The organism is Paenibacillus terrigena DSM 21567, from assembly GCF_000374845.1.
GTDB classification, from domain to species: domain Bacteria; phylum Bacillota; class Bacilli; order Paenibacillales; family Paenibacillaceae; genus Paenibacillus_K; species Paenibacillus_K terrigena.
Genome location: NZ_KB895419.1, coordinates 176,686 through 199,008 on the forward strand (window position 1 = coordinate 176,686; position 22,323 = coordinate 199,008).

Below are 22,323 nucleotides of genomic sequence, written 5' to 3' on the forward strand. Positions count from 1 at the left end.
AGTGAATCCATTTGAAGTGATGAGCAGGGGCGAGCAATTGCCCTTGCTTTATCATTAGAGGTGTGAATACATGTCGATGAAAAAATGGTTGGTTGCCTGCGGGGTTGTAGGGCTCTTGGTTCTTGCGTATTTCTGGGGCGGGAATATCCCGAAGAAATCCAATCCTGAGCGAGTAAGCAGTATTGCTTCACAAACTCAACCTTCGGAAAAGTCAACGAAGGAGCAAGAACAACAGGTAGAACATCAAACAGAACAACAGGCAACACAACAGGAAGTGCAACCAGATCAAACGCCTCCTGCGAAGGAGCTTCCAAAGGATGGATCGCCAAAGGAAGAACCTGTGAAAGTAACTACAGATCAGGATGCAATTAAAGAGCCTGCCAAAGCGAAAACTTCCGAAACTCCATCATCGAAGTCGGAGGTTACGCCTAAGTCAGATCAACAGAAAGAAGCTCCACCTGCTAAAACCGAGAAAGCTGACAAATCTACTGCAGCAAAAAAACCAGAAGCAAAAAAGGACAAATATCTAACGGATCCCGTACCCGCAGGTAAACCAAAACCAGTGGAGTGGCAGGATGTCTCCATTAATAAGAAAAAGATACTAACGGCTACGCTCTCTGTTACGAGCAAGTCGATCTTAGACAATTTGGACGATTTCAATCCGGATAAGCTGGAAATGCTGCCTGAGGATGGTGTGATCTACAAAGCACAAAAGGTCACCTTCTATGAGGGGGAATCCGTATTTGATGTCCTGTTAAGAGAAATGCGGAATAACAAAATTCATATGGAATTTTCGATGACACCCATCTATAACAGCAATTACATTGAAGGAATAAATAACATTTATGAGTTCGACTGCGGTGAGCTCAGCGGATGGATGTATAAGGTGAATGGTTGGTTCCCGAATTACGGGAGCAGTCGCTATGTGTTGAAAGACAGCGATGTGATTGAATGGGTGTATACATGCGATTTAGGTCGGGATGTCGGCGGCGATACAGCAGTTGGAGGGGGAAAAGGATAAATGCGAGATTCTTTCTCTACCTATCATCCGCTCATTAATTTTGTATACTTTGTGGCTGTCATCACATGCAATATGGTGTTTATGCATCCGATTTTTCAAGTCATTGCATTACTGAGTGCAGGCAGTTATTCCATTCTGTTGAAGGGGGGAAAAGCCGTTCGATTTCAGCTTCTCTTCATGCTGCCGCTGCTTCTTCTCATGGCCACCGTCAACCCGTTATTTAATCATGCGGGCGTAACGATTCTATTCTATTTGGACAACGGAAATCCAATAACGCTTGAATCTATCCTTTACGGCATTGCTGCTGCATGCATGTACGTTACTGTCATCTTATGGTTTTCTTGTTACAATGCCGTGATGACTTCGGATAAATTTATTTATATTTTCGGCAAAATTCTGCCCGCATTGTCGCTTATATTCTCCATGGTGCTTCGCTTCGTTCCTCGATATGCGGCGCAAATCAAAGTGATATCCCATGCTCAGAAATCCATTGGAAGGGACGTCTCGCAAGGGAATATTGTAAGGAGAGCACGGAATGGGATGCGAATTCTCTCGATCATGATGTCTTGGGCACTCGAGAATGCAATCGAAACGGCCGATTCGATGAAGTCTAGAGGCTATGGGCTTCCCGGACGCACAAGCTTCTCTACATACCGGTTCGATAGACGGGATACTATCGTGTTCCTCATTATGTTAGGGCTTATGGCGGTTATCGGAGCAGCGGCTTTCATGGGACAGAATTCAATTCGTTTCTTCCCGTCGATTCGGATTCAACCGATGTCGATGGTTAGCATTATGGTCTATATTGCCTATGGCTTCCTGTGTGTTTTGCCTGTGGTTATTCGACTAGTGGAGGACATCAAATGGAAATTTATCGCATCAAAAATTTGAGCTTCACCTTTCCGCTTGCAGAGAGAGAGGCTTTATCTAATATTGATCTCACGATTCAAGGCGGGCAGTTCATCACAATATGCGGCAAATCGGGCTGTGGGAAAAGCACGCTGCTACGTCAGCTAAAATCCATCCTCACCCCGCATGGTCAGTCTCAAGGCGAAGTGCTTTTCCACGGACAATCGTTACGAGATGTGGATCAGCGCACACAGGCTGCCGAAATCGGATTTGTACTGCAAGATCCTGATAACCAGATTGTGACGGACAAAGTGTGGCATGAGTTGGCTTTCGGACTCGAGAGCTTAGGATATGACCAACAGACCATACGATTGCGGGTTGCTGAGATGGCCAGTTTCTTCGGCATCCAGAACTGGTTCCACAAGCCTGTGACAGAGCTGTCGGGTGGCCAGAAGCAACTGCTGAACTTGGCATCCATTATGGCTATGAACCCATCGGTTCTGATACTCGATGAACCGACATCACAATTGGATCCGATTGCTGCTGTCGACTTCTTAGAGACGATCAGCAAAATCAATCGAGAGCTGGGAACGACGATTATTATGACAGAGCATCGCCTCGAAGAGGTCTTAACGGTATCCGACCGTCTTATTGTTCTGGATCAGGGGAAAGTGATTGCAGACGATTCGCCTGCCAAGGCGGGTGAAATACTTCATACCATACAGCATCCCATGTTCGCTTCGATGCCTTCACCGATGCAAATTCATGCGGGCGTCGGGAGCGGTCTGGATTGTCCAATGACCGTGAAGGAAGGGCGACAATGGCTTAATGTTTACCTTGAAGATAAAGCCGCAGCGCAAACCAAGGTGACAACGCAAAGCCTTACGACACCTTCCTCATCTGTGGCCATTCAATTCAAAGACGTCTGGTTCAAGCATGAACGGGGCGGCCCGGATATTATTAAAGATCTTTCTTTTGAGGTGAGCGAAGGCGCGTTCTACTGTATTGTTGGAGGAAACGGCACAGGGAAGACCACAACACTATCTCTTATTAGTGGCATCCTACAGCCATATCGTGGAAAAATAATGATTCATGGACAGAAGCATACGAAATGGAATAGCAAACATATCACGGCTCATCAGCTAGGGGTTCTCCCGCAGAATCCCGCATCGTTATTCGTGAAGAAGACTGTCGAGCTGGATTTATATGAAATGCTCTCGGATCATCCCTTATCCAAGGAAGAGAAACAGCAAAAAGTGGATTCCGTTGTGAAGCTTACTGAGCTGGAACACTTGCTAGCCATGCATCCATATGATCTTAGCGGGGGAGAACAACAGCGGGCTGCGCTTGCTAAGGTACTGCTGTTAGAGCCCAAAATTCTATTGCTCGACGAACCAACGAAAGGGCTTGATGGTTTTTTCAAACAAAAGCTAGGCCTATTCCTGCGCAAACTCCATCACCAAGGCGTGACCATCGTGATGGTATCCCATGATGTGGAGTTCTGCGCGAAGTATGGCGGGGAATGTGCAATGTTTTTCGATGGAAGCGTCATCGCTTCTCATCCAGCAGAGCAATTCTTCGCAGGCAACAGCTTCTATACGACGGCAGCGAATCGAATGGCTCGCCATATCTGGCGAGACGCAGTAACGATAGAAGGTGTGATCGAACGATGTCAGACCAGCACATCACTAAGCCGCGTTTAAGTCGACGTACTTTATTTGCATCTTTGTTAATCCTTGTCGTAATACCGATCACGATGTGCATTGGGATATTCGTACTTCAAGATCGGAAATATTATTTCATAAGTTTATTGATTCTTCTCTATACCATGATTCCATTTGCGATGGTATTCGAGAAACGCAAACCACAAGCTCGGGAGCTCATCGTGATTGCCGTTCTAGCGGCGATTGCAGTAGCTGGTCGAGGCGCTTTCTTCATGCTCCCGCAGTTCAAGCCTGTCGTAGCGATAGTCATCATTGCAGGTGTATGCTTCGGGGCGGAGTCGGGTTTTCTCGTGGGAGCGATGGCAGGTTTCGTATCGAATTTCTTCTTCGGTCAAGGGCCGTGGACACCGTGGCAAATGTTCTGTTTTGGCATTATCGGCTTTATCGCCGGCATTTTGTTCCAAAAAGGATGGCTTAAGAAGTCAAAGCTTTCTCTATGTATTTATGGCGGAGTGTCAACTTTACTCATTTACGGCGGTATAATCAATATCGGATCGCTGATGATGTTCACCCCACATATTACATGGGAAGGGTTGCTCGCCGTTTATGCGTCAGGCTTTTGGTTCGATATGGTTCACGCGATTGCCACTGTCATCTTCCTCTTACTCCTATCGAGACCTATGATTGAGAAATTGGAGCGCATTAAGGCAAAGTATGGGCTTATCGATCCGTAGGCTGCTTTTTGGCGGACTGCTCTTTTATGGCTTCGTAAGGCAATAGCGTTGTAGAGTTAGTTATAACGATTCTTGACATAGAATGAGTCCCAGCGAGTTTGGTACAATGTGTACTTAGATGGATGGAAAGGGGATAGAATGGATGCCACCTTGCAAATGATTCGTACTGAAAAATGAAGATGAATTCAAGGAGGGTATCCGTGAGTCTTTTACCTAACCATAGTCATGACGTTTTCACGATTGAATGTGAAGATGTTATTTTACGCGAATATCGGATCGAGGATTTAGACGCGCTACACAACCTAACCTGGCAACCCCACTTCCATGCGTTTTTGCTCGATTGGAATGTATCCAGGGAGCAACGGGAAGAGTGGATCGTCCATTATGAAATACCTCAGAACGAACAGTTTCTCAACGCTGTGTCTAAAGACAGGGAAATCGAGGAACTTCGGTTGCGACTCGGTATTATCTCTAAAGCAACAGGTGAGTTTATCGGTGTATGTGGCACAGGGATATTAGATCGCGTATCACCGCCGAGCCGAGAGATTTATTATGGCATTTCCAGCACTCATCAGAATAAAGGTTACACGACCCAAGCAGCAAGGGGACTCATTACTTATTTGTTCGAGAACACTAACACCTCTGAGCTTATTGCAATTGCACAAACCCGAAACGTGCCTTCCAATAAAATAATACAAAAATGTGGGTTTGCATTTCAACACGATCTAACGATTGAAGATCGGGAATATCATTTTTACAAACTGAGAAAGAACTTGTAGAAGTCGAAAATGAATCTAAGGGAGCTTGCCAGTATAAATTTGGCGGCTCTTTTTTGCTGTAACCGCCGGAATACATGGTTCATGCAACTTTTCCCAATCACATGCGTCTGAATAAGATGTGAGAAAATAGCGATTCCTAGGAGACGTGATGATACTGAAAACATGGATTAATTCGATGATAGGTTCAGCGGTGCTTGGAGGGATCCTCTTGGCAAGTACTTCTGCCTATGCAGCTCCAGCATCACCTCCGAACGTTTTCGTAAACGGGCAATATGAGTCTAATGCGATATCGGTAGAAGGACGTACCTTGGTCAAATTGAGGGCGTTATGAAACATCACGATGCGCGACTTGGGATCATAAGCAAATACAAGCCAAGAGGGGTCCACGGTGAAAGTCGTTCCCATAGATGGAGAGAAACGTACGGATGCTAGGTCATAGTTGAATCGTTAAATCTATGAGCATAGGGGCAGCCCATCGCGGCTGTTCTTATTCATGTTGTCATGTGCAGCATGGAATCAATTAGGAGGGAATGCAGAAATGACTGAAGAAGTGAACACAACAGGCTGGGATGCCATAGACCTGGAAGTGACGAAGATATACGGAGAACAGGAGCCGAAACATTATGGGACACTTATTCCATACGCATTGGGAGGTAATGACCCTTTAGATGGAATCAGTGCTTACAAATCAGACGAGCCTGTGCCGCATTGGCATTTTGTAACGTATGGATTTTCTGAGCTCTACGACAAAGAATTCGAGGATTCCGATGTGAGCGGTTATGGATTTGAATTGACGTTTCGGTTAGCACGTGCAATGGATGAAGAAGAACCTCCGGCCTGGGCACTCAACTTGCTGCAAAATATGGGGAGATATGTGTTTAGCAGCGGCAATATTTTTCGCGCAGGTGATTATTTGGATGCGAATGGTCCGATTTGTCTCAATTCAGATACCAAGCTTAAGGCATTGTCCTTTATTGAGGATCCGGAGCTATCAGCAATCGATACGCCCAACGGTAGGGTTGAATTTTTGCAGATGGTAGGTATTACAGTGGACGAGCTCGAAGCGATGCAGACATGGAATACGCTTGGTGTGCTATCTGCTTGCCAAGCCTATATGCCTCAATACATAACAGACTTATCGCGAGATTCGCTACTCCAAGTTGAATCAATTGCCGAAACCGTTCACCAAGGGATGGAAGAAGAGGGATCTAACACCGGTTATCTATTCGTCGGTCAGCTGGGCTGGGAGATAGGGAAGAAAGGCTGGTTGAAAAAGACGCCGGACATTCTTAAATTAGGTGCCAAGCAAGCTGGAATCATTGGAACGTTGCTTCAGGGGCGTATTCTGAAGGGGAAAAATCTCACGTTGGTCGGTTCAGATGTTCGAGTGATGTTTGAACCGGGTGACCATCCATCCTGCGTTGTTGAAGACGGTGAAGTTCGAATCATCCTTGATGGCAAGACCGTGTCAGAGCTTCGTCAGCGACTGCAGCCGCAGGAGAGTAAGTTCGATTTTCCTTCTTTGGAAGGAATGGTCGTTCAAATCGACAAAACCGAGATCAAGGACAACGATGGCAATGTCGTTGAAATCATCGGTTAACGGAAGATATCATGAGAATAAATCGATAGATCATCAAGAGAGGTATCAAATCACCATACAAGGTGAGAGTGATACCTCTTTCCTTTATACAAAATGATTGTTTCTTTTGCTATACTGTATAGAACCTTAACAAATCCAAGGGGGATCAGAATGGAAGATTTACAACTCGTGACAACAAAGTTCAGAGAAATTAAAAATGAATTGTCTAATTATTTTACGCAGGTACTGCCTCAATATGAAGTTACGCCCATTATGATGTATACAATACAATTTTTACGTAAAAATCCGGATTCGATTGCTGTCGATATCGCTAACGAATTTGGTCTGACACGTGGGGCCGTAACACAATTGCTCGATAAGCTAGAGCAGGATGATCTCGTACAACGCAAACCTCATCCCGTAAGCCGCAGAAGCCTGCTCATCCAAGTGACTGACAAAGGTACACGTCTTAGTGACTCGATTTTGAATGAATATAACAATAAGATTGAGCGTCTACTTGTGAACTACACGGCAGAAGAGTTGAGATCACTTCGCCTGCTGTTAGACAAGTTACCCATCTAAGCAAAGAAAACGACCTTGACATTTTTGTTCAGTTCATATACTGTTTAGTTACTATACAATATAAAATTTGAACAAAGAGGTGTTTTTATGAATAAAATTATTTGTATTACGGGTGCTTCATCAGGTGTAGGCTTAGCAACAGCCCTTACTTTCGCAAGGAACGGATGGACCGTATATGCTGGAACTCGGAACTTAGAGCGTGATCAAGCCCAGTTCGCCACGGAAGAAAACCTCCGTTTTCTGGAAATTGATGTGGTCAATCCTGATTCGATAGAACGTGCCATGCATGTTATAGCAGAAGAGCAGGGACGAATTGATCTGTTGTTCTGTAACGCGGGATTTGGGTTTATTCGTACGCTCGGTCAAGCTTCGTTCGAGCAAATTCAAAGCGTCTTCGATACGAATGTATATGGCGTTATGCACACGATTCGCGCTGCACTTCCATTGCTAATCAAAGCTGAATCAGGACATATCATCGCGACCTCAAGCGTTGGTGGCTTGGTGGGTCAACCGCTGAACGAGATATATTGTGCAAGCAAATTTGCCGTAGAAGGATTATTGGAAAGTCTCGCGACGTACTATAAACCTCTGTTCAACATTGATGTTACGCTGATTGAACCTGGCGCGATTGAGACCCAATTTGTGAAAACCGCGCTGGACCAAGTTGCTGCGACGGGCGGTGTGCTCGATGATGAATATAAGCCGATTGTCGAGACGTATATCGATATGTTCACAAAACGAAATGCCGTATCACAGACGCCAGAGTCGATAGCCGATCTCATGCTGGAACTTACTCAAATGGAAACAAAACCGCTCCGAATCCGGACATCAGAAGCAGCAGAACGGTTTGTTAATCATAAAGTTCAAGAGGATCCGACAGGCCTTAAGGGGATTGCTCAAACGCGTAAAATTCAGCTTGGGTTGGAGTAGAACCAGTATATTAAGACTATCTCTCTGTCATTCGGATTATTCAGTTATTTTCGCTATTTAACAATCCCCAAACAATCAATCGTTATAATGGTATCTTCTCAGCTATTGTTACAAAAGTTAGGGAGGTATCATCGCAAGTGGAAAAAGATAAAAATCCAATGAAGCACGAACTAGGACTCAAATTACAGAGATTAGTCGAAGTGTTTCTAGTATCCATGAAGCTCGGACTCACTTCATTCGGAGGACCAATTGCGCATCTAGGTTATTTTCATGATGAATACATTCGTCGTCGTAAATGGATGGATGAACGCAGCTATGCGGATCTGGTCGCGCTTTGCCAGTTGTTACCTGGCCCAGCCAGCAGTCAGGTTGGTATGGGTATCGGGTTGATTCGGGCAGGCCTGCTAGGGGGGATCACAGCCTGGATTGGTTTTACGCTACCATCGGTCCTTGTGTTGATTCTGTTTGCCTTCTTCATGCAGGGCTATGATATAGGTGACGCCGGATGGATTCACGGTCTTAAGCTCGTCGCCGTCGCCATTGTCGCACAGGCCATCCTGAGTATGGGTCAGAAGCTAACGCCAGACCGCAGCCGCGCGACATTGGCAATTATCGCAATGACGATTACACTCTTATGGCCAACAGCATGGAGTCAAGTTCTTATCATTCTCGTGGCGGGCCTTATCGGGATGTTGTTCTATCGGAAATCAGAACTACCATCTGGCACAAGCCTTACGATTCCGATTCGTCGTAGAACAGCTATCATATGTTTGACAGTGTTTGTAGGACTACTAGTGATATTGCCTATCCTTCGGCCAACCATAAATGGAACCGGGTTGTCCTTATTTGATAGCTTCTATCGCTCAGGATCGCTTGTATTTGGAGGCGGACATGTCGTGCTTCCTATGCTCGAACGCGAAGTCGTCCCGACAGGCTGGGTGACCAAAGCTGACTTCCTAGCCGGATATGGCGCTGCACAAGCTGTGCCAGGTCCATTGTTTACCTTCGCTAGTTATTTGGGAGCGATGACGAGTGGGGTGGAGGGAGCGCTCATCGCGACGGTGGCCATTTTTCTCCCTGCATTCCTATTAATCGTTGGGACATTACCATTCTGGAGTTCCATTTGGAGAAGCCCCAAGCTTCAAGGCGCATTCATTGGCATTAACGCATCCGTTGTCGGCATTTTACTGGCAGCGTTATATAATCCGCTCTGGATATCGGCAATTCTTACGCCTGTTGATTTTGCTTTTACTTCCATCTTGTTCTTGATGCTCGTCTTCTGGAAGCTACCACCTTGGAGCGTGGTGATGACTGGAGCGATCGGTGGTACAGTCATTTCACTTCTGCTCATGTGACATGTTGATCGTACCGGCGGCCTGGCTCCCGGTGTTAGGAACAATCCTTGACTAATCTTTGCATCAAGGTTATTGTAGATAAATAAAGTCTATAATTGATTGAGGTGAGAAGATGAAGTTCTCCAAAGCGACGAACTATGCCCTTCATACGATGCTTATCTTGGTTGCATTCGCACCGGATAAACCCATCGGCGTACAACAGCTTGCTGAAAGGCAGGGCGTATCTTCTACCTATCTGTCGAAAATCTTGACGAAGCTGGTAAAGGCCGGGTTAATTGAATCGGCTTCAGGGGCTAGCGGAGGCTATCGACTGAAAGCAAAGAAAGAAGATATCTCGTTCTTGGACGTCATTCATGCGATTGAAGGTACGGCATCCTTGTTCCATTGCGGCCTTCATGATGATACGGAATGTGCGATTCAAAGCGTGATGATATCTGCCGAAGAAGCGATGGAGCAGCAGCTTCGCAGCAAAAAAATCTTCGAGCTTGCCCAAGAAATAACGTTGTCTAAGTAAGGCATCGTTATTTTTTGGCATCAATTATAGACATAATATATCTTTGATATCTTTTATATTTGGGAGGGATGATTCTTATGATGTACGATTGTGCTATTGTGGGCGGAGGTCCAGCAGGGTTAAATGCAGCGTTGGTACTGGGAAGAGCTAGGCGGAGTGTAGCAGTAATAGATAATAATCAGCCAAGGAATCGCGTTACACATGCATCTCATGGGTTTATTACGCGAGATAACGTCACACCTGCCGAGTTCAGGCGTATTGCCTACGAAGAGGTACTCCGTTATCCATCCGTACGGCATTGGCAAGTTGACGTAGCCCATATATCCAAGACAGAGCAGGGGTTCGAAATCAGTACCCAATCGGATGAAATCATCCAAGCAAGAAAGGTTATTTTGGCTACAGGGTTGAGGGAAGTCTTCCCTGACATTGAAGGTCTGCACGACTTTTATGGAACAAGCATATTTAATTGCCCATATTGTGATGGATGGGAGCTCCGAGATCAGCCACTTGTCATTGTGTCGGAAGAAGCTGGAATATTCCATACGGCTAAAATTCTGTATAACTGGAGTCAGGATTTGGTTGTCTGTACGAATGGACTTGAGATCTTAACAAGAGAACAACAAGATATCCTGTCGTCCAAAGGACTTCACATCATGAATAAGCCAATCAAAGCTTTCACAGGTAAGAATCGTATGTTGGAAGAAGTACATTTTACTGATGGCACTTGGATCAAGCGGAGCGGAGGATTTATTACCCCTACCTTCGTACCTAAAGCTGCGTTTGGCGAACAGCTTGGCTATGAGACGACAGCATACGGGGGGATTGTGACCGATCCAGCAGGTAGGAGCTCTGTTGCAGGTCTATACGCAGCAGGAGACGCGGCTTATGTAAGACCTTCTCAAGTTATCTATGCTGCAGCTGCAGGGAGCAAAGTTGCCATGACTGTCAACGCTGACCTGACAGATGAGGATTTTTTATAAAAAATAAAGAATTACGGCGTGTGAAATAGATAATGAAAGAGCAAGATATAAGTAAGCGTTTTCTTGGTGTTAAAATCGCCCATTTTTTTGTTTGCAGCCATCTTTTTCGCGTTTTACAAGGTTATCAATATGGCGTAATATTCAATGTTGGAAATGAACATTACAAGATAAATCATTACAATAAATTCTCATATTCGCTGAGTTTTCCGTTAGGGAAAACGGGGGAACCAACGTGATGGATATAAATGTATCATCACATGGGGTGAATCTGCAGTTATGCAGTAGGGTGACTCTCACCATCCGAATCCGACAGCTAACCTCGTAAGCGTTGATCGAGAGAGAGGATATGAATACTGTGATCGCGTCAATATGACCACAGGGGTTCACACCTCTGTGGTTTTTTATTGTCAAAATGCGGAAATGACGGTTTGGAGGTTGATCTCTGACATGGATAAAACATTGCGATACTAGGCATTATAGCCACATATTCAGACAACAAGTTGTATTAACCAAAAGGGGAGCAATACTTACGATGTTATCCATTTTAAAACGAGTATTAATTGGGAGACCACTCAAATCAACGGAATTGGGCGAACAAAAAATCAATAAAACGAAAGCATTAGCTATTCTGTCTTCAGATGCTTTATCCTCTGTCGCATACGGTCCAGAGCAGATTTTAATTGTTCTGATCACCATTAGCTCAGCTGCATTTTGGTATTCGATCCCCATTGGAATAGGTGTCTTAATTCTATTAACCGCTCTAATTTTATCCTATCGTCAAATAATTTTTGCATATCCGCACGGTGGCGGGGCTTATGTCGTATCCAAGGAAAACCTTGGCATGTACCCTGGGTTGGTCGCGGGCGGTTCTCTATTAGTTGACTATATTCTTACGGTTGCCGTAAGTGTATCTGCGGGTACAGATGCCATTACGTCCGCATTTCCAAGTCTGCATGAACATAACGTAGGGATTGCCATTCTATTTGTTGTGTTTATTACGATCTTAAATTTAAGGGGCGTAACGGAGTCAGCTTCTATCTTGGCTTATCCAGTGTATTTGTTCGTACTTGCTTTATTCATTTTATCGGGCGTGGGCATTTATAATATCCTGACAGGTCAAGTATCCCCTGATCTGCATGCCCCAATCGGGACACCGGTCGCAGGAATCAGTTTGTTCCTGCTCTTAAAAGCATTTGCATCAGGAAGTTCAGCCTTAACAGGCGTGGAGGCGATCTCGAACGCGATACCGAACTTCAAGGATCCTGCACCGAATAACGCAGCGAAGACGTTAATTGCAATGGGATCATTACTCGCGCTCTTATTTTCAGGGATCATCTTCTTAGCGTATTATTATGGAATTTCTCCTAAAGCAGAGGTTACGGTTGTATCACAGATCGCTGAGCAGACCTTCGGAAGGAACTTTATGTATTTCTTCATCCAAGGAACGACGGCATTAATCTTGATCCTTGCGGCGAATACAGGGTATTCTGCCTTCCCATTGCTAGCGGTTAATCTAGCCAAAGATAAATTCATCCCAAGAATGTTCACCATGCGTGGAGACCGATTGGGATATTCGAACGGTATTATTTTCTTAGCGGTCATGTCCATTATCTTAATTGTTGCATTCAAAGGGAAAACGGAACATCTCATTCCACTCTATGCCGTCGGGGTATTTATTCCATTTACACTGTCTCAGACTGGGATGTTGCTGAAGTGGCTCCGTGAGAAGCCGAAAGGCTGGGTTACCAAGTTTATTATTAACACGACCGGCGCTACGATTAGCTTAATCGTCACACTCGTGTTCTTCATCACCAAATTTACACAGGTGTGGTCCGTATTAATCTTCTTGCCGATAATTATTGCTATATTTCATCAAATTCGGAAGCACTACGATGCGGTGGGCGAGCAGCTTCGCATTACAGATTGTGAGCCTGCCCCACCAATTGAGGGAAATGTCATTATTCTTCCAGTCGCAGGGATTACACATGCGGTTGAGAACTCGCTGAATTACGCGAAGTCATTGTCACCTCACCAGATCATTGCGGTACACGTTCCTTTCGAACGAGAAGATGAATTGATTTTCGAGGAAAAGTGGAACAAATGGCAGCCTGACGTGAGACTTGTGACCTTGCATTCACCGTATCGAAGTATCATTAATCCATTAACGAAATTTATTGATACCGTTCAGCGGAAAGCCGGCGAATCCAACTATCAGGTGACGGTCATTATCCCACAGTTTATTCCGAAGAAAGGTTGGCATAATATCTTGCATAACCAGTCGAGCTTGATGATTCGTGCACACTTACTGTTCCGTCGAAATGTGATAATCACGACTGTACCGTATCATTTGAAGAAATAATTCATCGGTTGTCAACTGTCTCAATTCGTTGAGGCAGTTTTTTTGATTTAAAGATGAATGACGATCCCATTATATTCCTTTACAGGAATATTCCGATCGTGATATATTATTAGTACATCAAATCATGAGTTTTATTTAGGAAGGAAGCGGGTTCATCGATGAAAGCAAGCATATTCAGTGCCCTTGCCGAGCCGAACCGGTTTCAAATAGTCGAATTGCTGCAATCCAGTCCTCTTACTGTTGGAGAGATCAGTGAACGGTTAGGTATCCGGCAGCCTCAAGCCTCCAAGCATTTACGCGTACTTCTAGATGCCGGGATCGTTGATGTGATTGCAGACGCCAACCGTAGGATATATAAACTGCGCCAAGAACCTTTTCAAGAAATGGATGATTGGCTCATATCTTATAGACATTTGTGGGAGGACCGATTTGACCGGCTAGATGCGTATTTGCAAGTGCTGCAGAACAACAAGAAGCCTCAATCCGATGAAGAATTATAATGCAACAGTTCGATTTCTGAGTCGGTGTGTAGAACGTAATTATGTCGTCAAAGCGTATGGCGCCATCAAAGGTGGCAATCAGACATTAGATCGATTGTCAGCGCACATGGCATCGCTCTAAGTTGAGCTAACTGTGATCACAGGATCGCTAGAAAAAATTTTAAATGATGGAAATAATTCCAGAAGTTTTGTCGAAAGTATTGCCGAATGGCATGCTTTCCCCTATTTTAAATAATGTAGTGTTCAAGGCATGATCTTACGGAGGTTTCTCTTTAAGTTCATGCCTTTTTTCTAATTCAAGAAGAGGAGCTCGCGCATGTACAATTTGATACTAGTGGATGATGAAGAAGATGTTAGAGAGGGATTGATGCAAGAGATCGACTGGGAATCGTACGGTTTCCAAGTGGTTGAGCGAGCGGAGAACGGGAAAGAAGCGATGGAACTGATCGAGAAGGTCATGCCAGATATTGTGGTGACGGATATCCATATGCCATTCATGAATGGTCTTCAGCTGGCTGAATGGGTTCGGAAGACGTATCCCTCGATCAAAATCATTATTCTGACCGGGTATGATGAATTCGAATATGCTCAAAAAGCCATCAAGCTTCAGATCGATGAATATGTGCTGAAGCCGTTCTCCGCCTCTGATCTGATGGAAGCCCTCCTAAAAGTGAAGCGGCAGATGGATAAAGAATTGTTCGATATGCAGAACCTGAATGCTCTACGAGAGAAGTATCACAAGAGTCTGCCTGTATTGCAAAGCGTATTCCTGTCTTCCTTGATCACACGTTCTTTATCGGAAATGGAGATTCACGAGAAGTGTGCACAGTATGATCTTCACCTCTTGGGAAGCTGCTATATGGTATCGGTCATTCAAATCGATAACCATCGCTTGGAGCAGGGGGATGCTTATCTCTTGCAATTCGCGATGCTGAATATTGCGGATGAGATCGTGCAGAATCACTGCCATGGGCATGTGTTCATCCATCACAATCATGTCGTAATCTTATCGATGCTAGATCATGATCACAATGATTGCCTCAGCGAAGTTACAATCGGGGTGCTGGAAGAGATCCGATTGAACGTGCATAAGTTTCTGAAATTAACGGTGACGATCGGTGTTGGTTCGATTCAGAGCAGTTTATCAGAACTGCATGAGTCTTATCAAGGCGCCCTACAAGCGCTCAATTATCGACTGCTTCTGGGGAATGATCGCGTGATCTGGATCCAAGACGTTGAGAACAAGCGGCATAATCCGCTTATTTTTGATGAGATGAAAGAACAAGCACTCATTCGGTGTATTAAAGTAGGGATGGCAGATGAAGCGCAGGAAATGATCCAACTGCTATTTCATGTCGTGGAAGATGCTAGAATCTCGATACAAGATTTTCAGATCTATTGTATAGAAATCTTAATGGCCATCATTCGTGTCGCTAAAGATATGGCGGTTGAGCTCGAGACATTGTTCGGCAGCTCTCAATTACCGATTGCTGAGATCTACAAGTGCAATAATGTACTTGAAGCTAGGCAATGGATCACGGATATATGCCTGCAATTAATGGATCATATCGCTGTGGGTCGCCAGACCAGCTACAAAAATCTCGTAGATGAAGCGAAAGCGTATATCAAGCAACATTTTGCTGAGAGCGACATGTCGATCCAGCGAATTTGCCAGCATCTCCATATTAGCGCGGGGTACTTCAGTAGTATTTTCAAGAAAGAAGTCAAAACCACATTCGTTAATTATCTGCTGGACCTACGGATGGAAGCGGCGAAGGAACTGCTGCGCACGACAGATTTGAAAGCGTTTGAAATTGCGGAGCGTGTAGGGTATAGCGACCCGAATTATTTCAGCTTCTGCTTCCGCAAGAAATTCGGCATGTCACCAAAAGATTATCGAAATGGTGCCCGATCATGAAGCACTTCAAGCGGATTCAATTCATTATTGCGTTTTCTTTCATCCTGATTACGGTCGTCACCGTCTTGATTGTCAGCTTCATGCTATATAATAAATTTTCGAATACGGCCGAAGACAATGCGGATTTAAATATGGGTCAGGTCGTCGAACAGGTGAAATACAATCTGGAGATGTATGTCAAGAATATGACCAGTATATTCGATGTGGTTGAAGAGACGATTAACCGAAGCCCTTCATATTCGAGCTCCATTCTCGAAGAGCAATTGAACTCGATCATGAAGACGCGAGAAGATTTGATATCCATCGCTGTGTTCACTAAGAATGGAGATCTTGTGGTGAATATTCCGAAGATGGAAATGCGGCCCTATACGTTACTGCAGCGTCAGAGCTGGTTCAATGCGGCTCTCGAAACGCCGGATCAATTATCTGTGTCTTCTCCCCACATTCAGAACCTATTCAAGACATCCTACAAATGGGCTGTCTCACTTAGTAAACAAACAACTTACCATCGGGATGGACTTGCCAGTAAAGGCGTATTGGTCGTAGACATGAATTTCAAGACAATTGATGAGCTTAGCAGACAAGTGGTATTCGGGAAGCGAGGATATGTCTATATCATTGATTCCTACGGGAATATCGTCTATCACCCGCAGCAGCAGCTTATTCATGCTGGACTAAAATATGAGGATTTGGAGCGCGTACTTACCTATTCGTACGGAAGTTACCAAGATGAATTGAATGGGGAGCAGCGAATGATCACGATCAAGTCCGTGAACCCCATTGGTTGGAAGGTGATTGGGGTCGCTTATAAAGACGAACTGCTCACGACGAAATCGGAGCTGAACACATTCCTCCTTTGGTTCTTGATCGTTGTTATTATTTTTGTTCTGTTATTAGCGATATTCGTCTCCGCGCGGATTTCATCACCGATTCAGCGATTAGCCAGATCCGTCAAGATGATGGGTGAAGGCCACCTGAATACACCGATACCTGTATCCGGGATATATGAGGTCGAACAGCTCTCCAGACGGTATCATGTCATGCTCCAGCAGATCCGGCATCTGATGGATCAAATCATCGTGGAGCAGGAAGCGAAGCGGAAGAGTGAACTCGATGTGCTGCAAGCGCAGATCAATCCGCATTTTCTCTACAATACGCTCAATTCTGTCATTCGGCTGGTGGAGAAGGGACAAAGTAGCGAGGCGGTCACGGCCATTACTTCGTTATCCCGATTTTTTCGCATTAGTCTAAGCAAGGGGAAGAACTTCATTTCCGTTCAAGAAGAGCTGGAGCATATCCGGCATTATCTCATTATTCAGACCATCCGGTATAAGAATAAGTTTCACTATACGATTGAGGCTGAGGATGAGGTACTGCATTTTCTCACGATGAAGCTGATCCTTCAACCGATTGTCGAGAATGCGATCGTGCATGGCATAGAACTGATGGCTGATAGAGGGATGATTCGAATTTCGGCGAAAGTAGATGCTGGCAAGCTTCTATTTGAAATTGCGGATAATGGACTCGGCATGTCGCGCGATGCGCTGGACCAATTATTGAAGAATACGCCTAATAGTGCGCAAGGTTCAGGTGTGGGTGTGCGAAATGTCAATCAACGGATTCAACTTCACTATGGTCCAGATTACGGAATCCAGTTCGAGAGTGAGATAGAAGAAGGGACAACCGTACGGATCTATCTTCCAGTGGAAATAGCGCAGAAAGAGGGTGAAGTATGATGCCTAGGAAGATGTTGCTCTTACTAATGGCTTGTTGTCTGCTGTTATCTTCTTGTTCCGTAGATGGGGGATTACTCATGGACAACCAGGAACGGAATATCGATCTTATCGTGAAGATGGATCACGGAGATTATTGGAGTACACTTCGAATGGGGGCAGAGGTCGCTGCGAAGGAGTTCAACGTGAATCTCCGATTCCTTGCGCCTCCGAATGAAGGTGATATTCAAGGTCAGATTAACCTCGTCAATGATTCGATTCAGAAGCATCCCGATGCCTTGCTGCTCGCGGCAAGTGATTATATGAAGTTGGCGCAAGTTACGGACCGAGCGGCTTATAATAACATCCCCATCATTTCAATAGACTCCGAAGTCGGTTCGGCACGTGTGAAGAGTTATATTGGCACGAATAACTACGAAGCGGGCCAACGTGCAGCCGAACGAATGATTCATTTGTTAGGCGGTAGTGGCAAAATCGCTGTGATGAACTTTGTGCAGGAAGCGCGTAACGCGAATCAACGGGAGGAAGGTCTGCTTGATTATGTCGCTCGCTATCCGAATGTGCAAATCTTGGATATAGCCTATTGCCAATCCAGCAGGGAGATGGCTTCTGCAATAACGAGGGAGTGGCTCGATACCTATCCGGATCTCGACGGGATCATTACTTTGAACGCAGAAGCTTCCATCGGCGTAGGCCGAGTCGTGAAAGAGGCGGGACGAGGTGGACTGTTGAAAGTGATCGCCTTCGATAGTCCGCAAGAGACGATGGAGATGCTTCAGGATGGAACCGTGCAGGCATTAGTCGTTCAGAACCCTTTTAACAATGGATATCTAGCAGTTCAGTATGCGGTGGAATTAATCGAGGGTCGCAAAATTGCAGACCGTATCGACACCGGGATTAAAGTCATTGATCTGGAGAACATGCTATGGCCGGAGAATCAGAAGCTCTTATTTCCTTTTGTGCGATAAATATCTCATGAGAATTTTTATAGAAATGATGAGGATTTTGGATTCATTACGAATGGCTAACGCGAGATAATGTAAGCGTAGTCAAATGGATTTGAATATGGAGGAGGTCTACAGAGATGAAGAAGTTAACGTCGATGTTATTAGCCAGTGCTCTATTCGTTACGGTGATTAGTGGTTGTTCAACGGGTAGTAAAGAAGGCGGGGACAGCGGAAGCGAACCAAAAGTCGGGGTGGCGATCTACAAATTCGATGATACGTTCATGACAGGGGTTCGGAACGCGATCGAAGCAAGTGCCAAAGGGATTGCCCAAGTTGAAATTGTAGACAGCCAGAACTCGCAGCCTACGCAGAACGACAAAGTGGATCTCTTCATTACGAAGAATACCAAAGCGCTTGTCATTAATCCAGTAGACCGAACGGCTGCAGGTGTCATCATTGACAAAGCAAAGCCGAAAGATATTCCTGTCGTCTTCTTGAATCGTGAACCGCTCCCCGAAGATATGAAGAAATGGGATAAAGTCTACTATGTTGGCGCGAAAGCGGAAGAATCCGGCACCATGTCTGGTCAGCTGATCGTGGATTATTGGAAAGCACATCCAGAAGCGGATAAGAACAAGGACGGCGTCCTGCAATATGTCATGTTAAAAGGCGAGCCAGGGCACCAAGACGCAGAGCTGCGGACGAAGTTCTCGGTGCAAGCGATTGAGGATGCAGGCATCAAAGTCGAGAAGCTCGCTGAAGATACAGCGATGTGGGATCGTGTGAAGGGGCAAGAGAAAATGGCTGCATTCCTCGCGTCTCAAGGGGATAAAATCGAAGCGGTGCTCGCCAATAACGATGACATGGCGCTAGGTGCGATTGAAGCTCTTACAGCGAACGGCTACTTCAAAGACAATAAGTTCATGCCTGTTGTAGGCGTCGATGCGACAGCACCAGCTCTCCAAGCGCTTGAACAAGGAACGCTGCTTGGTACCGTATTGAATGATGCGAAGAATCAAGGGAAAGCATCGATTACTCTCGCGAGTGTTCTAGCCAAAGGCGAGAAGCCATCCAAAGAGAATGTCGGATTTGATATTACAGACAACCAATACATCTGGATTTCCTATAAGAAAATTACGAAAGACAATATGGCCGACGCGAAGTAAGCTTTCGTTCGATCTTATAGCGCAATTTCATGCTGAGGAGGATGAATGTCTCGAATGTCGAGGCTTCTCCTCTTCATTTCGGATATAGGAGGCAATAGGGATGCCACAGAATGAATATGTGCTCGAAATGAACAACATTGTTAAAGAGTTCCCTGGCGTCAAAGCATTGAATCAGGTCACACTTCAAGTGCGACCGGGCAGCGTCCATGCCTTAATGGGAGAAAATGGAGCGGGGAAATCAACGTTAATGAAATGCCTATTCGGGATCTATTCGCCAGATGGCGGAGAAATCATACTCGAGGGTAAACCTGTTGTAATACCGAATTCGAAGATCGCCTTAAGTCTTGGCATCTCGATGATTCATCAGGAATTACATCCGGTTCCATATCGGAACGTGATGGAAAATTTATGGCTTGGCAGATTTCCGACGCGCGGGTTCGGACCGATTCAATTTATTGACCATCGTAAAATGGCACAGGATACCAGGGATTTATTCCGTGGATTGGATATTGATCTATCACCCGATACGATGGTTCATTCGTTATCCGTGTCAAAGGTGCAGTCCTTGGAAATCGCGAAAGCGGTCTCATTCCAATCGCGAATCATCGTGATGGATGAACCGACTTCATCGCTAACCGATGTCGAAGTGGAGCAATTGTTCCGGATTATACGAGGACTCCGGGAGCAAGGGGTCGCGATCATCTATATCTCGCACAAGATGGAGGAGATTCTGAGAATCTCCGATGAAGTGACGATTATGCGTGATGGCAACAAAATTGGTACGTGGCCAGCAGCAGATTTAACCACGGATTTGATCATTTCGAAAATGGTAGGACGGGATCTGACGAATCGATATCCAGAACGGGAACATGTTCCTGGGGAAGTCCTGCTTCAAGTGAAGGGGCTGACTTCACCGCTACCAAAATCATTCAAGGATATTAGCTTTGATCTGCGGCGAGGGGAGATTCTAGGTATCGGCGGACTTGTTGGAGCCCAGCGGACAGAATTGATAGAGGCGCTGTTCGGCCTTCGTGAGATTGAATCGGGATCTATTCGAATGAATGGGCAGCAGGTGCAGATCAAGTCTCCCGAGGTTGCAAAGAAGCATGGCATGGCCTTGTTAACGGAAGAACGAAGAGTGACTGGTATCTTTCCTGTGTTATCAGTCCATGAGAATGCCGCAATTGCGAATATCGATAAATACCAAAGGCCGTATCTGCTCTTGAATGAGAAGAAGAAGCGCGTTGATGTTGATGCGATGGTCGAGAAATTACGTACAAAAACGCCGTCCACGAAGGAATTAATCATGAATCTGTCTGGCGGGAATCAGCAGAAAGTCCTGCTCGCGCGTTGGTTGCTGACAGAGCCTGAAATTCTGCTCTTAGATGAACCGACGCGGGGAATTGATGTCGGAGCGAAATACGAGATTTATTCCATCATTGTGGAGCTTGCTAAGCAAGGTAAGAGCATCATTATGATCTCTTCGGAGATGCCAGAATTGATCGGGATGTCAGATCGGATCCTGGTGATGTGTGAAGGGAAATTAACGGGAATAGTCGATAGGGAGCAAGCGTCAGAAGAAGAAATTATGCGGTTAGCTGCACAGCACTAGTGTGTGTAAGGGAGAGAGCGAAGTATGGAAACCAAACGAATTCAGAGCTTCATATCACAGAACGCCATTTATATTGTACTAGTCCTTCTGATTGTGGCCATCGCAATCTATGATCCATCATTCCTCGGGCTGAATCCGCTTCGAGATGTCTTGAATCAATCGTCCACACGGATTATTATCGCGCTCGGCGTTGCATTTATATTAATTACAGGCGGAACAGACCTCTCCGCAGGTCGAATTGTTGGACTTACCGCAGTCGTGTCCGCTTCTATGCTGCAGGTGACGGATTATTCACGCAGATTCTTTCCGAATCTCGGGGAGATCAATTTTCTCCTCCCTATTGGGTTAGCTATTCTGGTCGGTCTCATCTTCGGACTGATCAACGGGGTCATTGTGGCCAAATTCAAAGTCCCGCCGTTCATTGCAACGTTAGGCACCATGGTCGCGGTCTATGGCGTGAACTCGCTTTATTTCGATATGGATCCGAATAACTCGCAACCGATAGGTGGACTTCGTAGAGACTTTACGAAAATCTTCGGTACAGGAAGCTTCGGATTCGGCGGTGTCTCAATCCCGAATATTGTACTCATCGCGATCATCGTATCGATCTTTGTCTGGGTGGTCTTTAACAAAACAAAGCTGGGTAAAAATATGTACGCCATAGGCGGTAATCAGCAAGCAGCCAAAGTATCTGGTATTAACGTGGGCAGAAATCTAATCTATATTTACTCGATTGCAGGCGCATTATACGGCTTGGCGGGTGTACTCGAAGCGGCGCGTACAGGCGGGGCAACGAATAACTACGGTAATATGTATGAACTCGATGCGATTGCAGCTTGCGTTGTCGGCGGCGTATCGACGACAGGCGGGATTGGAACGGTGCCCGGCGTTGTCACAGGCGTACTCATCTTCACCGTTATTAACTATGGTTTGACTTTTATCGGCGTAAGTCCGTATTGGCAGCTCATCATTAAAGGCTCCATTATTGTGGCAGCGGTTGCCTTCGACATGCGGAAATATGCAGCGAAACGGTAGATAGAAGCGTTACAGCGAAAAGATCGCCAACTCCCTGTTTTGTTAGGAGGATGGTGATCTTTTGGC

At 45.4% G+C, this 22,323-nt stretch carries 20 protein-coding genes and 1 riboswitch; all 20 genes read left to right on the top strand.

Going from position 1 to position 22,323, the window contains the following annotated elements; genetic code table 11:
• Positions 1-70 precede the first annotated feature (70 nt).
• A complete protein-coding gene (locus C558_RS0120915; RefSeq protein ID WP_018758253.1) occupies positions 71-1,021 on the top strand; it encodes a DUF4430 domain-containing protein in 951 nt (316 codons plus the stop codon).
• Positions 1,022-1,912, top strand: a complete 891-nt coding sequence (locus C558_RS0120920; RefSeq protein ID WP_018758254.1) for an energy-coupling factor transporter transmembrane component T — start codon at positions 1,022-1,024, stop codon at positions 1,910-1,912.
• Positions 1,885-3,573, top strand: coding sequence for an ABC transporter ATP-binding protein (locus C558_RS0120925; RefSeq protein WP_018758255.1), 1,689 nt, complete (start codon positions 1,885-1,887; stop codon positions 3,571-3,573). The genes C558_RS0120920 and C558_RS0120925 overlap by 28 nt, the downstream gene beginning before the upstream one ends.
• A complete protein-coding gene (locus C558_RS0120930) occupies positions 3,540-4,268 on the top strand; it encodes an ECF transporter S component (RefSeq protein ID WP_018758256.1) in 729 nt (242 codons plus the stop codon). Before C558_RS0120925 ends, C558_RS0120930 begins: the two co-directional genes overlap by 34 nt.
• A 200-nt stretch (positions 4,269-4,468) precedes the next feature.
• Positions 4,469-5,047 carry a GNAT family N-acetyltransferase gene (locus tag C558_RS0120935; RefSeq protein WP_018758257.1) on the top strand — a complete coding sequence of 193 codons (579 nt, stop codon included), beginning with the start codon at positions 4,469-4,471 and terminating at the stop codon, positions 5,045-5,047.
• Between the two features lie 538 nt (positions 5,048-5,585).
• Positions 5,586-6,647, top strand: coding sequence for a suppressor of fused domain protein (locus tag C558_RS0120945; RefSeq protein WP_018758259.1), 1,062 nt, complete (start codon positions 5,586-5,588; stop codon positions 6,645-6,647).
• Between the two features lie 150 nt (positions 6,648-6,797).
• Positions 6,798-7,208 carry a MarR family winged helix-turn-helix transcriptional regulator gene (locus C558_RS0120950; protein WP_018758260.1) on the top strand — a complete coding sequence of 137 codons (411 nt, stop codon included), beginning with the start codon at positions 6,798-6,800 and terminating at the stop codon, positions 7,206-7,208.
• Positions 7,209-7,295: 87 nt separating this feature from the next.
• Positions 7,296-8,138: an SDR family oxidoreductase gene (locus C558_RS0120955; RefSeq protein WP_018758261.1), complete on the top strand. Its 843-nt coding sequence runs from the start codon at positions 7,296-7,298 to the stop codon at positions 8,136-8,138.
• Between the two features lie 158 nt (positions 8,139-8,296).
• Entirely contained in the window at positions 8,297-9,493 is a 1,197-nt protein-coding gene (locus C558_RS0120960; protein ID WP_026264054.1) for a chromate transporter, read from the top strand.
• Positions 9,494-9,605: 112 nt separating this feature from the next.
• Complete coding sequence (locus C558_RS0120965) at positions 9,606-10,007, top strand: RrF2 family transcriptional regulator (RefSeq protein ID WP_018758263.1); 402 nt, start codon at positions 9,606-9,608, stop codon at positions 10,005-10,007.
• Positions 10,008-10,084: 77 nt separating this feature from the next.
• A complete protein-coding gene (locus C558_RS0120970) occupies positions 10,085-10,987 on the top strand; it encodes an NAD(P)/FAD-dependent oxidoreductase (protein WP_018758264.1) in 903 nt (300 codons plus the stop codon).
• Between the two features lie 185 nt (positions 10,988-11,172).
• Positions 11,173-11,331, top strand: a riboswitch (cyclic di-AMP (ydaO/yuaA leader).
• A 188-nt stretch (positions 11,332-11,519) separates the two neighbouring features.
• Entirely contained in the window at positions 11,520-13,346 is a 1,827-nt protein-coding gene (locus C558_RS0120975; protein ID WP_018758265.1) for an APC family permease, read from the top strand.
• 158 nt (positions 13,347-13,504) lie between these two features.
• On the top strand, positions 13,505-13,846 hold the full coding sequence (locus C558_RS0120980) for an ArsR/SmtB family transcription factor (RefSeq protein ID WP_018758266.1): 342 nt from the start codon (positions 13,505-13,507) through the stop codon (positions 13,844-13,846).
• Positions 13,833-13,967 (top strand): hypothetical protein, encoded by a 135-nt coding sequence (locus C558_RS35015; protein WP_018758267.1) that lies wholly within the window; start codon positions 13,833-13,835, stop codon positions 13,965-13,967. Before C558_RS0120980 ends, C558_RS35015 begins: the two co-directional genes overlap by 14 nt.
• Before the next feature lie 195 nt (positions 13,968-14,162).
• Positions 14,163-15,764, top strand: coding sequence for a response regulator (locus C558_RS0120990; RefSeq protein WP_018758268.1), 1,602 nt, complete (start codon positions 14,163-14,165; stop codon positions 15,762-15,764).
• Positions 15,761-17,500: a cache domain-containing sensor histidine kinase gene (locus tag C558_RS0120995; RefSeq protein ID WP_018758269.1), complete on the top strand. Its 1,740-nt coding sequence runs from the start codon at positions 15,761-15,763 to the stop codon at positions 17,498-17,500. Before C558_RS0120990 ends, C558_RS0120995 begins: the two co-directional genes overlap by 4 nt.
• Before the next feature lie 77 nt (positions 17,501-17,577).
• A complete protein-coding gene (locus tag C558_RS0121000; protein ID WP_018758270.1) occupies positions 17,578-18,465 on the top strand; it encodes a substrate-binding domain-containing protein in 888 nt (295 codons plus the stop codon).
• Positions 18,466-18,581: 116 nt separating this feature from the next.
• Positions 18,582-19,610 carry a galactose ABC transporter substrate-binding protein gene (locus C558_RS0121005; RefSeq protein ID WP_018758271.1) on the top strand — a complete coding sequence of 343 codons (1,029 nt, stop codon included), beginning with the start codon at positions 18,582-18,584 and terminating at the stop codon, positions 19,608-19,610.
• Between the two features lie 100 nt (positions 19,611-19,710).
• Positions 19,711-21,222, top strand: a complete 1,512-nt coding sequence (locus C558_RS0121010) for a sugar ABC transporter ATP-binding protein (protein WP_018758272.1) — start codon at positions 19,711-19,713, stop codon at positions 21,220-21,222.
• Positions 21,223-21,246: 24 nt separating this feature from the next.
• Complete coding sequence (mglC, locus tag C558_RS0121015) at positions 21,247-22,257, top strand: galactose/methyl galactoside ABC transporter permease MglC (protein WP_018758273.1); 1,011 nt, start codon at positions 21,247-21,249, stop codon at positions 22,255-22,257.
• The last annotated feature ends 66 nt before the right edge of the window (positions 22,258-22,323 follow it).

Bases quoted from the DNA above. Each gene is read 5' to 3' on its own strand.
- C558_RS0120915 (WP_018758253.1), top strand. From the start codon at position 71: ATGTCGATGAAAAAATGGTTGGTTGCCTGCGGGGTTGTAGGGCTCTTG.
- C558_RS0120920 (WP_018758254.1), top strand. From the start codon at position 1,022: ATGCGAGATTCTTTCTCTACCTATCATCCGCTCATTAATTTTGTATAC.
- C558_RS0120925 (WP_018758255.1), top strand. From the start codon at position 1,885: ATGGAAATTTATCGCATCAAAAATTTGAGCTTCACCTTTCCGCTTGCA.
- C558_RS0120930 (WP_018758256.1), top strand. From the start codon at position 3,540: ATGTCAGACCAGCACATCACTAAGCCGCGTTTAAGTCGACGTACTTTA.
- C558_RS0120945 (WP_018758259.1), top strand. From the start codon at position 5,586: ATGACTGAAGAAGTGAACACAACAGGCTGGGATGCCATAGACCTGGAA.
- C558_RS0120950 (WP_018758260.1), top strand. From the start codon at position 6,798: ATGGAAGATTTACAACTCGTGACAACAAAGTTCAGAGAAATTAAAAAT.
- C558_RS0120955 (WP_018758261.1), top strand. From the start codon at position 7,296: ATGAATAAAATTATTTGTATTACGGGTGCTTCATCAGGTGTAGGCTTA.
- C558_RS0120960 (WP_026264054.1), top strand. From the start codon at position 8,297: ATGAAGCACGAACTAGGACTCAAATTACAGAGATTAGTCGAAGTGTTT.
- C558_RS0120965 (WP_018758263.1), top strand. From the start codon at position 9,606: ATGAAGTTCTCCAAAGCGACGAACTATGCCCTTCATACGATGCTTATC.
- C558_RS0120970 (WP_018758264.1), top strand. From the start codon at position 10,085: ATGATGTACGATTGTGCTATTGTGGGCGGAGGTCCAGCAGGGTTAAAT.
- C558_RS0120975 (WP_018758265.1), top strand. From the start codon at position 11,520: ATGTTATCCATTTTAAAACGAGTATTAATTGGGAGACCACTCAAATCA.
- C558_RS0120980 (WP_018758266.1), top strand. From the start codon at position 13,505: ATGAAAGCAAGCATATTCAGTGCCCTTGCCGAGCCGAACCGGTTTCAA.
- C558_RS35015 (WP_018758267.1), top strand. From the start codon at position 13,833: ATGAAGAATTATAATGCAACAGTTCGATTTCTGAGTCGGTGTGTAGAA.
- C558_RS0120990 (WP_018758268.1), top strand. From the start codon at position 14,163: ATGTACAATTTGATACTAGTGGATGATGAAGAAGATGTTAGAGAGGGA.
- C558_RS0120995 (WP_018758269.1), top strand. From the start codon at position 15,761: ATGAAGCACTTCAAGCGGATTCAATTCATTATTGCGTTTTCTTTCATC.
- C558_RS0121000 (WP_018758270.1), top strand. From the start codon at position 17,578: ATGGACAACCAGGAACGGAATATCGATCTTATCGTGAAGATGGATCAC.
- C558_RS0121005 (WP_018758271.1), top strand. From the start codon at position 18,582: ATGAAGAAGTTAACGTCGATGTTATTAGCCAGTGCTCTATTCGTTACG.
- C558_RS0121010 (WP_018758272.1), top strand. From the start codon at position 19,711: ATGCCACAGAATGAATATGTGCTCGAAATGAACAACATTGTTAAAGAG.
- mglC (WP_018758273.1), top strand. From the start codon at position 21,247: ATGGAAACCAAACGAATTCAGAGCTTCATATCACAGAACGCCATTTAT.